The 17923-nt window shown below is 49.1% G+C and carries 16 protein-coding genes and 3 riboswitches; of the genes, 6 read left to right on the top strand and 10 right to left on the bottom strand.

The window, feature by feature from the left end; genetic code table 11:
* Positions 1–97: 97 nt before the first annotated feature.
* The 9 genes from guaA to mtnK form a co-directional block, all read right to left on the bottom strand.
* The gene (gene guaA, locus K6T22_RS02505) at positions 98–1618 is read right to left on the bottom strand and encodes a glutamine-hydrolyzing GMP synthase (protein ID WP_050677135.1); all 1521 of its coding nucleotides are present in this window, start codon (positions 1616–1618) and stop codon (positions 98–100) included.
* A 129-nt stretch (positions 1619–1747) separates the two neighbouring features.
* A riboswitch (purine riboswitch) is annotated at positions 1748–1849 on the bottom strand.
* 40 nt (positions 1850–1889) lie between these two features.
* Positions 1890–3962: a transglutaminase TgpA family protein gene (locus tag K6T22_RS02500; protein WP_238238743.1), complete on the bottom strand. Its 2073-nt coding sequence runs from the start codon at positions 3960–3962 to the stop codon at positions 1890–1892.
* Positions 3959–5041, bottom strand: coding sequence for a DUF58 domain-containing protein (locus K6T22_RS02495; protein WP_053452595.1), 1083 nt, complete (start codon positions 5039–5041; stop codon positions 3959–3961). Before K6T22_RS02495 ends, K6T22_RS02500 begins: the two co-directional genes overlap by 4 nt.
* Positions 5038–5994, bottom strand: a complete 957-nt coding sequence (locus K6T22_RS02490) for an AAA family ATPase (protein ID WP_238238742.1) — start codon at positions 5992–5994, stop codon at positions 5038–5040. The genes K6T22_RS02495 and K6T22_RS02490 overlap by 4 nt, the downstream gene beginning before the upstream one ends.
* A 365-nt stretch (positions 5995–6359) precedes the next feature.
* A complete protein-coding gene (locus K6T22_RS02485; protein ID WP_238238740.1) occupies positions 6360–7364 on the bottom strand; it encodes an ABC transporter permease in 1005 nt (334 codons plus the stop codon).
* On the bottom strand, positions 7361–8812 hold the full coding sequence (locus K6T22_RS02480; RefSeq protein WP_337927098.1) for a sugar ABC transporter ATP-binding protein: 1452 nt from the start codon (positions 8810–8812) through the stop codon (positions 7361–7363). The genes K6T22_RS02485 and K6T22_RS02480 overlap by 4 nt, the downstream gene beginning before the upstream one ends.
* A 53-nt stretch (positions 8813–8865) precedes the next feature.
* Positions 8866–9948: a sugar ABC transporter substrate-binding protein gene (locus tag K6T22_RS02475; RefSeq protein ID WP_029340727.1), complete on the bottom strand. Its 1083-nt coding sequence runs from the start codon at positions 9946–9948 to the stop codon at positions 8866–8868.
* An 11-nt stretch (positions 9949–9959) separates the two neighbouring features.
* Entirely contained in the window at positions 9960–11009 is a 1050-nt protein-coding gene (gene mtnA, locus K6T22_RS02470; RefSeq protein WP_238238737.1) for an S-methyl-5-thioribose-1-phosphate isomerase, read from the bottom strand.
* The gene (gene mtnK, locus K6T22_RS02465; protein WP_238238735.1) at positions 11006–12172 is read right to left on the bottom strand and encodes an S-methyl-5-thioribose kinase; all 1167 of its coding nucleotides are present in this window, start codon (positions 12170–12172) and stop codon (positions 11006–11008) included. The genes mtnA and mtnK overlap by 4 nt, the downstream gene beginning before the upstream one ends.
* Before the next feature lie 79 nt (positions 12173–12251).
* A riboswitch (SAM riboswitch) is annotated at positions 12252–12355 on the bottom strand.
* Between the two features lie 205 nt (positions 12356–12560).
* A riboswitch (SAM riboswitch) is annotated at positions 12561–12662 on the top strand.
* A 70-nt stretch (positions 12663–12732) separates the two neighbouring features.
* Here mtnK and K6T22_RS02460 point away from each other — a divergent pair.
* From K6T22_RS02460 to K6T22_RS02435, 6 genes are all read left to right on the top strand, one after another.
* Positions 12733–13923 (top strand): 2,3-diketo-5-methylthiopentyl-1-phosphate enolase, encoded by a 1191-nt coding sequence (locus K6T22_RS02460; protein ID WP_238238733.1) that lies wholly within the window; start codon positions 12733–12735, stop codon positions 13921–13923.
* The gene (locus K6T22_RS02455; protein ID WP_238238731.1) at positions 13920–14579 is read left to right on the top strand and encodes a 2-hydroxy-3-keto-5-methylthiopentenyl-1-phosphate phosphatase; all 660 of its coding nucleotides are present in this window, start codon (positions 13920–13922) and stop codon (positions 14577–14579) included. Before K6T22_RS02460 ends, K6T22_RS02455 begins: the two co-directional genes overlap by 4 nt.
* Positions 14576–15196: a methylthioribulose 1-phosphate dehydratase gene (locus K6T22_RS02450; RefSeq protein WP_238238729.1), complete on the top strand. Its 621-nt coding sequence runs from the start codon at positions 14576–14578 to the stop codon at positions 15194–15196. Before K6T22_RS02455 ends, K6T22_RS02450 begins: the two co-directional genes overlap by 4 nt.
* A 16-nt stretch (positions 15197–15212) precedes the next feature.
* A complete protein-coding gene (locus K6T22_RS02445) occupies positions 15213–15749 on the top strand; it encodes a 1,2-dihydroxy-3-keto-5-methylthiopentene dioxygenase (RefSeq protein WP_058703766.1) in 537 nt (178 codons plus the stop codon).
* Positions 15750–15875: 126 nt separating this feature from the next.
* Positions 15876–16364 (top strand): arsinothricin resistance N-acetyltransferase ArsN1 family A, encoded by a 489-nt coding sequence (locus K6T22_RS02440; protein ID WP_238238728.1) that lies wholly within the window; start codon positions 15876–15878, stop codon positions 16362–16364.
* A 60-nt stretch (positions 16365–16424) separates the two neighbouring features.
* Entirely contained in the window at positions 16425–17180 is a 756-nt protein-coding gene (locus K6T22_RS02435) for an MBL fold metallo-hydrolase (protein ID WP_238238726.1), read from the top strand.
* A 63-nt stretch (positions 17181–17243) separates the two neighbouring features.
* Here K6T22_RS02435 and K6T22_RS02430 read toward each other — a convergent pair whose 3' ends face one another.
* Positions 17244–17882 carry a pentapeptide repeat-containing protein gene (locus K6T22_RS02430; RefSeq protein WP_238238725.1) on the bottom strand — a complete coding sequence of 213 codons (639 nt, stop codon included), beginning with the start codon at positions 17880–17882 and terminating at the stop codon, positions 17244–17246.
* Positions 17883–17923 lie beyond the last annotated feature (41 nt).

The following is a 17923-nucleotide window of genomic DNA, read 5'->3' as shown; positions in this document are numbered from 1 at the left end:
CTTACCTATCCTCTATAGTAATAAGCTCCATCTCATAGTGTAGCAGGAGATAACAAAAAAGCACCACGTTTCTGTAAAAGAACGTGGTGCTGATCGTTTATTCCCATTCGATTGTTGACGGTGGTTTCGACGTCACATCGTACAGGACGCGGTTGACGTTCTGAACTTCATTGACGATCCGGACCGAAATCTTCTCAAGTACGTCCCATGGGATACGTGCCCAGTCTGATGTCATCCCGTCAATTGACGTGACGGCGCGGATTCCGACTGCATAGTCGTATGTTCGCTCATCACCCATGACACCAACCGAACGGATCGGAGGAAGGACTGTGAAGTACTGCCAGATTTCGCGCTCGAGTCCAGCTTTTTTAATCTCATCACGAAGAATGAAATCAGATTCGCGAACGATTTCGAGTTTCTCATCTGTGATTTCACCAAGGACACGAATTCCGAGACCTGGTCCTGGGAACGGCTGACGCCACACGATTTCATCGGAAAGACCGAGTTCTTTCCCGAGTTCACGGACTTCATCCTTGAACAACGTGTTGATTGGTTCGATCAATTCAAACTGCATATCTTCCGGCAATCCACCGACGTTATGGTGTGATTTGATTGTTTGTGCCGTATCCGTACCACTCTCGATGATATCCGTATAGAGTGTACCTTGCGCAAGGAAGTCCATATCCGTCAGCTTCGAAGCTTCTTCGTCAAAGACGTAGACGAACTCGTTACCGATGATTTTACGTTTCTGCTCAGGATCCGAGATACCACGGAGTTTATCGAGGAAACGATCTTGTGCATCAATCTTGATGACGTTCATGTGGAAGTGATCCGCGAATGTCTTCATGACGCTCTCTGCTTCTCCCTTACGCAGTAAACCGTGATCGACGAACATACATGTCAATTGATCACCGATTGCTTTGTGAATCAAAGCTGCGACGACAGACGAGTCGACACCACCTGAAAGGGCACAAAGAACTTTTTTATCGCCGACTTGTTCTTGGATCTTCGCTACTTCGATTTCGATGAAGTTCTCCATTGACCAGTCGCCCGTACATTTACAGACTTCAAAGAGGAAGTTCTTGAGCAATTCTTTCCCGAAGACCGTATGGTTCACTTCTGGGTGATACTGCACACCATACATTTTCAACTCTTCGTTCTTGATCGAAGCGATTGGACATGACACGTTCGTTCCATCGACAACGAATCCGTTTGGCACAGATGTGACGAGGTCGCTGTGGCTCATCCAAACTGTTTGTTCGAGCGGCAGGTTTGCATACATCGGTGACGGGTCTTGTAACGTCAATGTGGCTTTTCCATATTCACGATGTCCCGCACGTTCTACTGTTCCGCCGAAATGTTGTGACATAAGCTGCATGCCGTAACAGATCCCGAAGATTGGAATACCAAGGTCGAAAATTTCTGGGTCACACCGGTACGCATCCTCTGCGTAGACGCTACGTGGACCACCTGAGAAGATGATACCAGCAGGTGCGATTTCTTTTACTTCTGCTGCAGTGATTTTATGCGAATGCAACTCACTATAGACACCAAGGTCCCGAATACGACGTGTGATCAATTGATTGTATTGTCCTCCAAAATCGAGGACGAGAATCATTTCCTGGTCCAAATGTGCTTCCAAATCTGTTCCCGCCTTTCTGATTTCATGCGTACCCTATGAAAAAAGCCCACTCTTCGCCCATAGATAAAATGGAAAAAGAGCAGGCCGCTTCACAAAAAAATGTATACGAAGGGTCTGCTCCTTCATAGTCAGGTCGTTTAAGGTGACCCGGTAGAGACTCTCGCGCCATATTCGCGAGTATATACAAAGGAGATTGCATGTGTGTGATTTACGTTGTTCCCATTGTAACTGTATCGTTTCGTAAATATCAACCCTCTACATGACGAATGATATTTTCGAAATATTCACGTTTTTTCTCAGTCGATAGTGATTCTCCACCATAGACCATCCGCTCATAAGCATCCGTTAGTGGTCGCATCGCGTACGTCTCGTAATATCCATCGACTTCGTGAGCGAGTTCAGCAAGCGTCCGCCCATCTTTATAATGGAATCCTTTTTTATCAAGACGTCGTAAGAGATACCGGTACATCCGGCGGAATCCTTCCGGTCGCTCGATTTGTCTCCGGAAGAAGAGGATCGCGAGTGTCCGAATGAGTGGTTTTCGGAACAGGTAGAGGAACACGAGCGCAAGTGCCGTCAAGAAGATTGGCCAGAAGGGAATCGACTTCTGTTCCGTCTGTCCGGCTCCAGTCGTTTGCTCTTCGTCAAGGAGATTTTCCTGCGGACGATTCGGCGTCGTTGTCTCCGTATTGTCTTCTGTCTCGCGTTGCGGGTTCGCTTGTTCCGTCTCATTATCCGTTTCCCGATCGATCGTGTATTGACCTGCGCCATCGAAACTGACTGTCGGCTCAAGCGGTACCCAGCCTGGTCCTTCGATATAGACTTCGACCCACGAATGGGCATTTTTATTCCGTACCGTATAACTCGTTACGGCAGCTCCGATGACATCGGATTCGCCTCCTGTGAACCCTTTCACCCAGCGAGCTGGTAACCCAGCTGCCCGTAGTAAAACAGCAGCTGACGTCGAGAAGTTATCACAGTATCCGAGTTTTGTCTCGAACAGGAATTGATCGACGTAATCCTGGTTTTCTCCTGGTACGGCAACTTCTTCCGTATTGTATTCAAAGTTCTCTTCTTCGAAATAATTTTCAATCGCCCGTGCTTTGTCCCACGGTGTTTCTTCACCTTCAACGATTTGTTCCGCTAAATCACGGACACGTTGTGGTAAGCCTTCCGGCAGTTGTAGATACCGCTCCGTTTCTCTATCCGATAAATTGACGGGTTCATCTGTCTGAAGTTGTTCTTCCGTAAAGAGCGGATACGAATAGTTAATTTGGTAATTACGTTGACGATCCGCCTCGTCCAGATACGATATTTTTTGATTCTCCGGATCAACTAATACATTTTGTCGTTGTTGATCGACCGAGACCCGGACGTTGTCTCCGTTATATGGCACGAACGGTAATTCACGTGCCATCTCAAACGTCGCTGTTTCCTCGCGCGTCTTGACTTCTCTTCCGAAGTGCGAGAAGAAGCCTCGTGCATCAATTTCCGGGTTCGACTCCGACAGCACCCAGCCTTTGCCGGTGTAAATATCTTTCGTCTCGACTCGCCAGTACCGATTTCCTTCACTTTCGACTTGGAAGACTTCCCGGTCGTCCATCTGGAACGGTCCTCCGAGTTGCTCATCATTATTGCCATAGCCGACCTTTTGAATCGCATTTGACGGTTCTCCTTCACCTTCAAGACCAGACGTCAAATCGTACCAACTGTCTTGCCATGTCGCATTGATAACAGGACTTTGGACAGCAGCGACGATGACAGCCCCCATGATGAATAAGGCACTCAGCGGACGAACGTACGAGGCACGCGGTCGTTCGTTGACTTCCGTCGCATAGAGCAATAACAAAGATAAGATGATCGGATAGAGAATGAACGTCTCTCCCGAGTAATCCGTCCACGTATCACAATACGCGATGAAGCCGATCACTCCGAAGGCAAGTCCGAAGACGAATCCACGATTCGGGAATGTCCGGCGCGCCAGATACGCGATCAAGAAACTAATCAATCCGATCGACAGCGCGAAGGCTGGTCGTCCCGGCAATTCACCATTGATGACGCTCTGAATATCCGAACTGATTTCCGTAAAGATCCCCCATGGTGCCGCTCCTGGTGTCAAAATCAGATAAAACGACAACAGCAATCCACCGAGACTTCCGAGTAAAAAGTAACGTCGCGGTAGATGCGACAACAGCAAGGGCAGAAACAGCATCGGTAAGAATGACGAGAGGTGCTCAAATGTCGTCAGTTCAAGAAGTGGTGGCATAAAACAAGTCAGAACGGCTGCCGCGATGGCGTTCCAAATCAATCGTCGCATCATCGCACTCCCCTCCGTTCTGGTGTATAGACATGAACGGTTGCTTCTTGATTAATCTTTGAAATCCATAATTCATTGTTCGACTCAAGATCCGGTGTGATGAAGAGGACGTTCCCGCTCAGTCGAAGTGCTTTTGACGAGTACTCCCACGATTCGATGAACGTCCGCGTCCGACTCGGCTGCGCCGTCATCAGATAATGCGTAAGTTTCGCCCCTTCGAGTGGTAACGATAACGATTGAACAGCATGTCCGACAAGGTGGATCCGATAACTTAAGCGTCGCTTGTTCAGCTGATCCGTCGCTTCTGCGAGCATCGAGATGACACGTTCGAACGCTTCGCCTGCTTCCGTTCCCTCATCGAAAACGATCGTTGTTTCCCGTTCTTGCTCCCGTTCGAATGTCTTCGTCATCAAGCCTTGACGCTTCGCCGTCGCTTTCCAGTCAATCTGATTCATCCGGTCACCACTGACATATTCCCGGACACCCACGACAGTAAAAGACGACTGCCGAAGATCAATCGATACGGGTGAGATGCCACCATCGCCACGATCCTCCTCATGCGGAAGTTGAACGGCAAGTCGAGCCGGTTCAATCGCAAGATACGTCTCGACTGGAAACATCCGCTTTCGCTTAAACAAACCGAACGGATCCGTGATTTCGACGATACAACCTGGAATCTGGTAGACTCCCCGGCGAATCGATGGAATCGTATAATCGATTTGCTCCGTCTTCCGGTAATGGGCTCGGAGCGGACGGCTGATATCAAGTTTTTCTTCACTGAGTTCATTTGGAATCGCCTCCGTCACTTCAACGGCTCCAACAAGAAACGGGAAACGTCGGCGAACATGTAAGGAGACCGGGATATCCGTTCCAGCAACGAGCATTTTATTTGAGACTTCTCGTGTCGCAAGTGCCTGCGTGACAGGCCAGATCAGAAAGAGCGTCCAGTAGACGGTCAAGCCAGCCATGACGTAAAACAGCAAGGAAGCGACATTTCCGCCATCGACGCGCGCATATGTCCATAAGGCAGCCGTCGTCAAAAGTAATACAGCGTAACGCCAACCAATTTGCCACTTCGTCATAGGGACTCCACGTCTTGTTGGATCGGTACAGCAATCTCTTTTTTGATTTGTTCTAAAATCCGTTCTGACGATTGCCCATGATAACGGGCATCTGCTGTCAAAATCAGACGGTGTGACAGGACTGGAATCAGGAGGTGTTTGACGTCATCCGGCAAAACGAAACTTCGTCCTTCCATGTATGCCCACGCTTGCGCGACTTTCATCAAAGCGATCGAAGAACGAGGGCTCGCGCCGAGATACAGTGACCCATTCGCCCGTGTCGCTTGGACGAGATTGACGATATATTTTTTAACGGGTTGCGAGACATGGACGTTCTTGACGTCTTCTTTCATCTGGAGCAATTGCTCGCGACCAATCACCGCTTCAAGCGTTTCAATTGGTTCATCCCGTTCAAAACGCGTGAGTAACTTCATTTCTTGCTGGAAATCAGGGTAACCCATTTTGACTTTGACGAGGAAACGGTCGAGTTGTGCTTCTGGTAACGGATATGTTCCTTCATGTTCAATCGGGTTTTGTGTCGCCATGACGAAAAAGGGATTCGGAAGCGTATGAATCTCACCATCGACGGTGACGTTCGCTTCCGCCATTCCCTCGAGTAAGGCAGATTGAGTTTTTGGTGATGTCCGGTTGATCTCATCGGCTAAGACGATGTTTCCCATCAGCGGACCCGGTCTATATTCGAACTGACTTGTTTTTTGGTTATACATCGATACACCCGTCAAATCTGACGGAAGTAGGTCTGGCGTGAACTGAACACGTTTGAAGGTCAACCCGATCGATCGGCTGAACGCACGGACGAGCATCGTCTTCCCGACTCCCGGTACGTCTTCTAATAGGACGTGACCGCCCGCTAGTAATGCTGCCAATGATTGTGTGATGACATCTTCCTTACCGATGATGACTTTCTCTACGTTGTCGATAATCGCTTGAATCTCCTTAGTGTATGTTCGCATTGTCAGGCCCCTTGCTCTCGTAGTAGTTGAATTTTCTGACTTTTTATATCATCTCATATTCCGCTACGCTTTTAAAGAAATACGAGCAGTTTGTAGCACATGAAAAAGGGGGAACGCCGTAGCGTTTCCCCCTTATTTGTTTCAGGAACGAACACATGCCGTGATCCGTTCTTGAACCGTGCAGTTGCACGTAAAACACGAATACATCCGTGTCAATGGACAACGTTCGTCAAGTCCGGTGATCCTCTTCTTTCAGAAGCGACATGCGATCGTTCCCTCTACATTGGTAATCATTCATGTGCATCACCATCCTTTCATATATTGAATATTACCGAATATGTTATAAACGAAACGTCGAATTTTAATTATTTTTTCCGATACCGCGCATAGGTCGTCGCGAGTGCCAGTGCAAGAACGAGTCCCTTGATAATATTCAAGGAATAGTATGGTACCGACAGCATGACGAGACCATTTTCAAGAATCCCGACGAGACATGCGCCGACAAGTGTACCAAGTGCATTCGGTTTCCCTTGTCCTGCGAACGAGGAACCGATGAATGCAGCTGCGACCGCTGGCATCAAATAACCGGAACCCGCATTGATTTGCGACGATCCAACTTGTGAAGCAAGTAAAATCCCACCGACCGCAGCAAACAATCCAGCAATCAGATAAGCAAGTGCCCGGTAACGGTTCACACGAATTCCTGTCAGTCGTGCGGCTTCTGGATTTCCACCGATGATATAGAGAAAACGACCATGTCGCGTATGACTTAAGAAGACATGGGTCACAGCGACGACGACGAGCATGATGACGATGATCCAAGGCGCCTGGCTGATTTTCGCGAATGCCTCCGGAATCGTGCCGACTGTTGGTGTACCGTCTAGGCGCGGCATCCCAGCACTGATTGAACCACCACCCGTATAGGTCATTGCTGCTCCTTCTACAATGAACATCGTCGCAAGCGTCGCAAACAAATCCGGAATCTTAAACCAAACAATGAGCAAGATATTCAACAAGGCGACACTTAAAGACAGAATGAGTGCCAGACCAATCGAGACACCGAGTGGCAGACTATACCAGACGAAGAACGAGACCACGAATGAACTTGCAAGAGTTGCGGTTGATCCTACGGACAAGTCAAATCCATTGATCGTCAATGAGACCGTCAAGCCAATCGCAATGATTGTCACGATGGAGATACTTCGTAAAATATTGATTAAATTCGTCCCTTGTAGGAACGTCGGAGCCGTCGTCGCAAAAAACAGGACGAGGGCAAGAATTGCGAGGACGATCCCCCAGTCGTTCAAGAACCCAAGGACAGGACGTAAGCCTTTCCCCCGATTCGTTTGTTTCGATACTACCTCATTCATCGTTGCCCTCCTCCTGTCGCATACCACAACAAGGTTTCTTCTGATGTATCTGACGTCTTCGTTTCATGAACGATTCGACCATCGAACATGACGTAAATCCGGTCCGTGACGGTCAAGAGTTCATCCCATTCACTCGTCGCGTAGATGATGCCTTTTTGCTGTTGTGCGAGATCGTCAATCAGACGATAGATATCTTGTTTCGCTCCGACGTCGACGCCTTTTGTCGGCTCGTCCAAGACGAGTACAGAAACATCCGTCAGTAACCATTTTCCGATGGCGACTTTTTGTTGATTCCCACCGGATAACTGTCCCGCCTCCTGCGTCACATCTGCTACTTTGATGCCGAGTTCCTTGACCCATTTAGACGCTTGATCTGCTTCTTTACGACGATCCATCAGCCCCCAGCGGTTGACGAAATCATGAGCTGCCGCTGCTGTCAGATTTTCTGCGACAGAATCGGCAACGAGAACCCCTTCTTTTCGCCGTTCTTCAGGAACGAGACCAATTCCCGCTTGAATCGCAGCTTGCGGATCGCGCAGGCGATGGGCCGTTCCATTTAAGCGAACTTCTCCTGCTTGAAACGGACGGTCGCCGAACAATGCTTTACATAATTCGGTTTTACCGGCGCCGACAAGACCCGCGATCCCAACGACTTCCCCAGCTTGAACCGTCAAGGAGATGTCATGGACGTCCGCATTCGTGGCACTTTCGACCGTCAGTACATTCGTCGCGTTTGCTCGTGACGTTTTGGCGACAGACGTAAGCTGACGTCCGAGCATCTGCTCGACGACGGCTTCCTTCGTGATATCCGTTAAAAGATGTCGTGAGATGAGTTGACCGTCGCGCATGACCGAGATGGAATCACAAATGTCATATAGTTCTTGTAGGCGATGCGAAATGAAGATGATCCCAAGTCCTCGTTTCGCTAAACGTCGCACGACTGAAAAGAGATGGATCGTTTCCGCCTGACTGAGCGGTGCCGTTGGTTCATCTAAAATCAAAAAACGACGTTCCTGAACGAGAGCACGAGCGATCAACACGAGTTGCTTTTCAGCAAGACGTAATTCTTCGACACGTGTCTTGACGGAAATATCCGCCTGTAATGTCGCTAACGCTTCTTTCGCACGTTGTATGTAACGACGTTGGGATACGAAGCCGGTCATCGTTCCGTCCGTCAACAGATCAAGACAGATATTCTCAGCGACCGTCAGATACGGAACAAGTGCCACATCGACCTCTTGTTGGACGAGATCGATTCCGATTCGTTTCGCATCCCGAGGTGACGTAATCGACAGCTCTTCTCCGTTAAGACGGATGACGCCTTCGTCCGCCGTTTCTGCTCCGGATAAGACTTTCATCAGCGTCGACTTACCGGCACCATTCGCACCAACGAGCGCATGAATCTCACCGGATTTCACTTCAAACGAGACCTGTTTTAAGGCTTGCACTCCCGGAAACGCCAGTGAAACCCCAGTCATCTCCAGGTGATGATTGATAGACGTCATTGTTTTTTATGGACGTCACGCAACCGGTCCATCCACGGCTCATTGAATTTATCCGACGTACTCCATCCTTTGATGATCGTATCGAGATTGTACATCGTTGTGTCCTGCTTCAATGCTTTCTGCTCAACGAGTTTCGCATCGAGATCAAAGCTATCCGGCGTCTTCTCTCCGGCGATTTTCTTAGCTAGTAATCGCATGTCCGTTTGTCCAATCAAGAACGGATCCACCGCACTCGTCGAGACCCAGTTACTGCCTTTTTCACGCATCAGATTGATATCCTGATTCGAAACATCGATCGAGATCAGCGGGATTTCTTGACGTTTATTATCCTTAAGCGATTTGTAAGCCCCTTTTGCAACTTCATCCCACGCTCCCCAGACGGCGTCAATGCTTCCTTTCGGATATTTCGCGAGGATGGCATTCATCTTCGTTGCGATATCACCTTGGACATCTTGGAAGTTCGTCGGTCCGACTGTCTCAAGCGTTTTGATTTTGCCGTCTGCTTCGTATGTCTTATAGATTTCCTGACGACGATCGAGCGGGGCAAAACCTGGTCCGAACCAGAGTTTGATGACACGGACCGGCTTCTTGTCCGTCACCTTCGTCACTTCGTCGAGCGATAGCTTCGCGAGCTGATGATCGTTTTGGAATGTTTCCGTCACACCTTTTAACGCCGTTCCTTTTTTCTTCGTGACCGTATCAAACGTCACGACCTTCAGTCCTTTATCGACCGCTGGTTTGATCATGTCATAGGCGTAATCTTCCTTGCCGTGCGAGATGATGAGACCATCATAATCTTGCTGAATCGCTTGGGCGACCAGTTCCTTGAACTTGACGTCGTTCCCTTCTGAGATGAACGTACTGACTTTGAAGCCAAGTGCTTCTCCTTCACTGCGGGCGCCATCGAGGAATTGTTTCGTATGATCATCCGATGCGAGGTTACGGATGACAGCGATCTTCACGTCCGATTGAACTCCTTTTGGCACATCTTTGACGACTTTTGTCGTCGTCGCTTCTCCATTCGCACAAGCAGCTAGTAACAGTGCCGGTGCTAGGACGGCGTAAGCTAATTTTTTCATGACATATCTCCTTATCCGAGGGGTTGAAGCCCTGTTAATTGTTCAATCGTTTCTTCATTCGGTTGCGTGATGACACCGAGTTCGGTGATGATACCGGTAATCAATGTATGTGGAGTGACATCAAACGCTGGGTTGAAGACAGCGACTCCTGCTGTTGCTGTCGCGACGCCTTGGATTGCCGTCACTTCCTGCGGATCACGCTCTTCGATCTCGATCGCGTCACCGGAAACAAGTGAGAAATCAAACGTCGAGAGCGGTGCCGCGACGTAAAACGGAATATCGAAAGCTTGAGCGAGCAATGCCAATTGGAACGTCCCGATTTTGTTCGCCGTATCTCCGTTTCGTGTAATCCGGTCTGCCCCGACGATGATTGCATCGATTTGTTTTTCTTTCAGCGTATGAGCGACCATGTTGTCCGTAATTAACGTGACATCAATTCCAGCGCGTTGTAATTCCCATGTCGTCAATCGCGCACCTTGCAAGAGTGGTCGTGTCTCACTCGCAAAAACGGATAACTCGATGCCGCGTTCTTTTGCAATATAAAACGGAGCGAGTGCCGTTCCGTAAGCAGCGGTCGCAATCGATCCCGCATTACAAATCGTCAGGATCCGGTTGCCTGACTGGAACAATTCCAGTGCATGAATCCCGATTTGTCGTGACGTCTGTGCATCCTGGTCGTATAAAGCGACCGTCCGTTTTTCCAACCGTTCGCGGATCTCTTCTACGGACGTGCCGTCTTGAATGATCGGGTTCAGTTGATTAAGAACATTTCGCAGATTGACGGCTGTCGGGCGTGTCGCGAGTAACGTCGAAGATGTCTCAAGCAAGGCCTGCTTATAGACCGGAAGCGATGCTTCGAGCCGGTACGCTTCCTGAACGAGCACGAAACCACCGAATAAACTGATCGCAGGTGCTCCCCGAACGCGTAGTTGTTTAATCGCCTCGACCGCTTGCGCGAGATCGGTGATCACTTCATAGTGTTCTTCCTGTGGTAGACGCGTCTGATCAAGAATCGTCAACACACGGTCTTCGTAACGGATACTTTGGACGAATGTACTCATCGGCTTAACTCCTCCGTTACGTCAAAGTTTCGTAAATCATCAAATGTCCGGCATTCCGTCCGGCGCTTGATTAAAGCGGCTCCTAAACGGAGGGCGTGACGTTTCCGCTCTAGACGTTCCGTCGTTGAAGCGATTGATTCTAGATCAGCGACTGGCGCAAGACCAATCGTCCGCCGAATCAATTCACACCCTGCAAAGCCAAGTGCATCTTGCAAAATCGTACTCAGTACATCATCAACAAGTCCCGATGTCTGGAACGGTTCGACCGCTTCCCGCTCCCATAAGGCACGGAACGTCGAAGCAAATGTCAGCCAGAACGTGTCGATGTCCCGAATTCGTGCATCACGAAGTGCTGGGTAATCCGGATATGCCGCAAAGAATAGATGGGCGATGAATTGTCCGACATCGAATCCGAATGGACCATAAAAGGCGAATTCCGGATCGATGACTTTTGTTTCCGTTGCCGAGGCGAAGATGCTACCTGTATGTAGATCACCGTGTAACAAGGCGTCGCCTTTTGTGATGAAAAGGGCTTCGAGTTTCGCGACTTCGCGTTTGAGTGTGTCGTCTGCCCAAAGATGCGCTACTTCTTCTTCAAGCCCGGCTTCAATCTCGTTCGTCTCCGCGTCATGGAACGGATCCGTGAAGATTAGTTTTTCTGTGATGTCGCACAAGTCTGGATTGTAATACGTTCGGGCGACGCGTTTCTTTTCAACTGGACCAAGTGCAAAGTCCGATGTATGGAATAAAGTCCGGGCGAGGTAGGAACCGATATGTTCTGCGAGCAACGGATATTGTTCACCTGCAAGCAGTCCGCTCCGAACGATCGTTAGATGTGAGAGATCTTCCATGACCGTGTACGCTTCTTCATGACTCGCATGAAAGACACGTGGTACGAACGGTACGGCATGTCGCGCGAATTCACGGAGTGCGGATTGCTCAATCCACGCTCGTTCGAGCGATAACGGCCAGCTTTCCCCGACGACCTTCGCATATGGTAATGCTTGTTTTAAAATCAACCGATGTTCGCCTTCTCGAATCCGAAAGACGAGGTTGAGGTTCCCATCACCAATTTCTTCTGCTTCGACAGGACCGTTCCCAATCAGTCCGAGTGTTCGAACACGATCAATCGCGTCCTGTTCTGTAAATGCTTTGTATGTCATGTCAGTTTCCCCCTAATGTAATACACGAAAAAGCGCCTCTTTTCGTCATCGAAAAGAGGCGCAGGAAAGTCACTGCGTCCTCTTATCTCTCAGACGAAACGTCTGTTGGATGTAGCACCGTGCCTAGTGGTCGGTTGCTGCGGCGTCATCGGGCCAATTCCCTCTGCCAACTCGCGATAAGAGTCGTATGTAGTTGTCGTGTGTGATATTGATTTGAATCTTACGCAATCGACTTCCCTGCTGTCAAACTAAAATCAAGGAGAAACGGACATCGTTTTCACGCCATCTATAGAAAGAGTATTTTCAAAAAAATAAATTTTCTAAAAATAGTTTGACAAGTCACGACTCTCATGTAAAAATTGCAATTAGATTTCACAATTTCATCCAATTCTTATCAAGAGCAGACGGAGGGACAAGCCCTACGATGTCGCAGCAACCGACCTTTTGGCACGGTGCTAATTCTTGCAGCTACTAAGCTGACAGATAAGAGTCCACGTTCGAATCATTCATGGTCTCTTGTCGCTGACAAGGGACCATTTTTTTGTTGAAGGAGGAAAGACATGGCTTATATTACTGCTACTTATCAACTGACCGTTCGCGATCGACTCGAGCAACGTGCTGAACAACTCGCACTTGGTTTGACGGTCGGTTCTTGGACGGAACTGAATCATCTCGAACAACAACAACTCGCCTCGTTCAAAGGGGAAGTCTTACATACCGAAGAGCGTGATGGCAAAGGCTACATCACGATCCGTTACCCGGAACATAACGTGTCGCGTGATTTTTCCGCGATTCTGACGACCGTCTTCGGGAAACTCTCACTCGACGGTGAAATCAAACTAACGGAATTGCTACTACCCGATACATTTACGTCGGACTTTCCTGGTGCGAAATTCGGGATTGAAGGGGTCCGTTCCTTAATCGGTGTCGAAGATCGTCCCTTGTTGATGAGCATTTTCAAAGGAGTCATCGGACGCGATTTATCGTTCCTTCGTGACCAACTCGAAGGACAACTCGCGGGTGGGATTGATCTCGTTAAAGACGATGAGATTCTATACGATAATCCATTGACACCAACGATTGATCGGGCACGAATCGGACGAGAGGTCATCGACGCTCATTTCTATCGGACCGGTAAACGCGCGCTGTATGCAATCACACTCAGCGGTCCCGTCTTTACACTCAAGGATCAAGCTAAGCGATTAATTGACGCTGGGGCAACTGCCTTCTTGCTGAATACTTTCACGTATGGACTTGATGTCTTACGTGAATTAGCACGTGACCCGGAGATCAACGTTCCGATTTTCAATCATCCAGCTTACAGCGGTGCGTTGATTGCTAGCCCGAATCATGGAGTCGCAGCTCCTGTCTTACTTGGTACACTACCGCGCGCTGCCGGAGCAGACTTGACGTTATTCCCGTCTCCTTACGGCAATGTCGCTTTGCCGAAGGATGTCGCCCGCGGCATCGCGGTCGAAGCGACTCGCCTCGGTCAGACGAAAGCGATCTTCCCAGTACCTTCAGCTGGTATTCACCCAGGACTCGTCGCCCAACTCGTTCGCGACTTCGGGATCGATTCCGTCATCAATGCGGGTGGCGGCGTACATGGTCATCCGCAAGGTGCTGCGGCCGGTGTCATCGCTTTCCGTCAAGCACTCGATACGGCACTCGCAAATGAATCCCTATCGACGGCAGCATCTCGTCATGAAGAATTACGGATTGCCCTCGACGCTTGGGGGATCAAGTCATGACCGTACGGATTCTTTGCGATTTCGACGGCACGGTGACGACACAAGATAATATCATCGCACTCATGCAGGCCTTTGCACCGGCTGATGCCTTCGAACCGTTGAAACGCGGCGTACTCGACCGGACGCTATCGATTCAGAGTGGTGTTGGGCAGATGTTCGCACTTCTGCCGTCTGACGGTAAAACGGCCTATCTTGACTTTTTGCTGGAGCGTGCGGTCATTCGTGACGGATTCTCGGAGTTGCTGCAGTACAGTCGTCGTCAAGGAATTGATTTTTCGATCGTCAGCGGTGGAATGGACTTTTTCGTCGAACCGATCTTAGCGCCGTTCCTTGAACAAGAACAGATTTACTGTAACGTCGCCGATTTTAGCGGTCCGTTCGTCCATATCGATTGGCCAAACGCCTGCGATGCCCATTGTACGAACGGTTGCGGCTGTTGTAAAACGTCCGTTGCCCGTACATTGCGCAAAGACGGTGACGTCATCATCGTCATCGGTGACTCGGTGACGGACTTCGAACTCGCGAAACAAGCGGATCGTGTCTATGCCCGTGATTATCTAATCGTGTTGTGTGAAGAGAACGATATCGCCTATACGCCCTTTGAGACATTCCACGATATCGTCGAAGATTTAGCACGAGCGGAGGTGACAACATGACATTCATGCGACGTTATGAAGAACTACGCGCCGTCAAACAAGAACTCGCGGCACGCGATTGGTTCCCTGGTACGAGTGGTAATCTCGCCATTCGGACGTCTAATATTCCGGTCGAATTCCTCGTCACAGCAAGTGGGAAAGATAAACGACAGACGACTCCTGACGATTTCGTCCACGTCGATGCGACCGGTCAATTGATCGGTGAGCAATCCGGGCGTCCTTCCGCTGAGACATTGCTCCATGTCGAAGTGTTCAATCGAACGGACGCCGGTTGTTCCCTGCATGTCCATACGATTGCGAACAATGTGATTTCGGAACTCTATGGCGATCAAGGCAGTATCACTTTTTCCGGGCAAGAAATCATCAAGGCACTCGGACACTGGGAAGAGGATGCGACGGTTACAATACCGATCATTCCGAATCACGCGGACATCCCGACGCTTGCCGCTGCTTTTGCACCGCACGTCACAGCGGATAGTGGTGCCGTTCTGATTCGCAATCACGGAATCACGGTCTGGGCACCGACCGCCTTTGAAGCAAAGAAACACCTCGAAGCCTTCGAGTTTTTATTCAACTATACGTTGACGTTGCAATCATGCCGTCAATCCATTCATTAAAAGGAGGAATCATCTCATGGCAACAGTCTTATTCCAAGAAACAAACACACGGTATACGGATCAAACGGAAGTCGCTGACTTCCTCGCGTCACGCGGCGTTCTTTACGAACAGTGGGACGTTTCGAAACTTCCAGCGCATCTCGTCGAGAACTTCACACTGACGGATGCAGACAAACAAACGATTCTCGATACGTTCGCTCCCGAAATCAAAGACGTATCAGAACGTCGTGGGTATCAGACAGCTGATATCATCTCACTTTCGGACACGACACCGAACCTTGATGAGTTGCTCGTCAACTTCCAGAAAGAACATCATCACACGGATGATGAAGTTCGTTTCATCGTCAGCGGTCATGGCGTCTTCGCGATCAAAGACGAAGAAGTCGGCTACTATAACATCGAACTCAATCCTGGTGATTTAATCTCCGTTCCTGTTAACACACGCCACTACTTTACGCTTCAAGACGATCGTAAAGTCGTTGCTGTTCGAATCTTCGTCACGACAGACGGCTGGGTTCCGATTTATGAAAACGAGACGTCAACTGTCTCTTAAGAACGACAAAAGCGGCGATTTTCTTCTATATGAAGAGAATCACCGCTTTTTCTTATTGCACAAACATATCACTACATCGCTACGCAACCGATATAATGAAGGAAAAGCGATGAGGAAGTGAGCGTCATGCATATTCGTCCCGTAACGGAACACGACTTACCAGCGATTCTCGCCATCTACAATGAAGGCATCGAAGATCGGATCGCAACGCTTGAGACCGACCAAAAGGACTTATCCTTCATGACCCAGTGGTTTGCGGAACGAACGGAGCGATATGCCGGATATGTCGCTGAAGATGAAACAGGTGTCCTCGGCTTCATCTCCCTCGACCCTTACAATCCGCGTCCTGTCTACGCGACAGTCGGTGAGATTTCGGTTTATATCACCCGGACCCATCGCGGACAAGGGATTGGAACACGGTTGCTTGAAACGATTGAACAACATGCCCGTGATCATCAGATGCATAAGCTGATCCTCTTTACCTTCCCGTTCAATAAAATCGGACAAAAACTCTATATCCGTTCCGGCTTCCGGATTGTCGGAACGTTTAAGGAACAAGGGAGATTGAACGGCGAATATGTCGACGTCATGGCGATGGAGAAACGCTTGCGATAGGATTCATCGAATGCCAGATGGGGAATAGTTAACCCGAGTCATGTAGAGAGGATGAACCTGATGGATATTCAACAAATTCGCAATGCAACACTCGTTATTACGTATGCCAATCAAGTCTTACTGATCGATCCGTTTCTCGGCGATAAAGGAAGTTTGCCTCCGTTTGGACAGACACCGAATGCTGTCGCCAACCCACTCGTCGACTTACCGGTCGATGTCAACACACTGCTCGATCCCGATGCCATCTTCGTCACCCATTTGCATGCTGATCATTTCGATGATGCCGCAAAGCAACTTCTACCCAAGCATTTACCTCTTTATGCCCAGCAAGAAGAGGACGCACAGCAGATTCGAGAAGCCGGCTTCACGAACGTCTCTTCCTTCGATTCCGGTGTGACGATCGGGGATATCCAGATCCATCGAACAGGCGGACGACACGGTGTCGGGGAAATCGGGGAACGGATGGGACGTGTGTCTGGACTTGTCCTCACCCATCCTGACGAACCGACGCTCTATATCGCAGGTGATACGATTTGGTGTGATGAGGTCGCACACGCGATTGAACAACATACACCAGACATCATCGTCGTCAACAGTGGGGCTGCCCAGTTCCTGACTGGAGAACCGATTACGATGTCACAGCGCGATCTCCTTGCGGTACACGAAGCGGCAGCGGAAGCAACGATTATCGTCTCGCATCTTGAGTCCGTCAACCATTGCCTCTTGCGGCGTGATATGATTGCTGATTTTTTAGCTGCTTTCCACCTTTCTGCTCATTTCCTGATTCCGGACGATGGCGAAACGATGTCGTTTTAATAGTAGCTCTAATGAAAAAGAAGTCCTTTTTCGAATCATCCATCGAAAAAAGGACTTCTTTTGTTATGGGATGACGAGACCTAATAAACGAGCAAAGGCGACTGCTTGCTCTTCCGTAATCACAGCACCCGGTAAAAAACGTGGATCGACGGTGATGCCGGATAAATCAGCTTGCCGAAAATCAAGACCTTTTAACGGTGTTTCAATCCATTGGCTATCCTGTAGCCGGAGGGTGTCGAGTTTCCAATTCATCGCCTTCACTTCGAAGAACTGTGCTTCCTTCATCGTCGTTTCGCTCCAGTGTTGATGACGGACCGTACTGCGAATGAACTGTGCGTAATCCGCAAGCCCTTCCTGAATCGTCAAATGATCTAGCGTACAATCTTCGAATTGTATGCCTGTCATCCGGCATCCGACAAAGGACACGCGATGAAAACGTGTTTCTTGGAAGTGACATCCTGTTAAATCGCACTGCTCGAACCGGATATCTTCGAACGAACCACGATCAAATGTGAGATTAGCAAACGAGACATTTTGAAAATAGACTTGATAAGCATCGATACGTTCTGTCAGTTCAACGGGTATCGGTTCCTTCTCGTAGCGCACTCCTTTTAAGTACGGATCATCGATTTCAACTTGATTGAATGTTTCTGTCTGAAGTGTCTTCGGTAATTCTGGTAAACGGATAATCGTCTCTTTCATGGAGATTCCCCCTTTTTTCTCTATCCTAGTGTATCAAACTC

This window comes from Exiguobacterium acetylicum (assembly GCF_022170825.1).
Classification (GTDB): Bacteria; Bacillota; Bacilli; order Exiguobacteriales; family Exiguobacteriaceae; genus Exiguobacterium_A; species Exiguobacterium_A acetylicum_B.
Note: the sequence above shows the minus strand (reverse complement) of the source record. Positions and strands in the feature narration are given on the sequence as shown.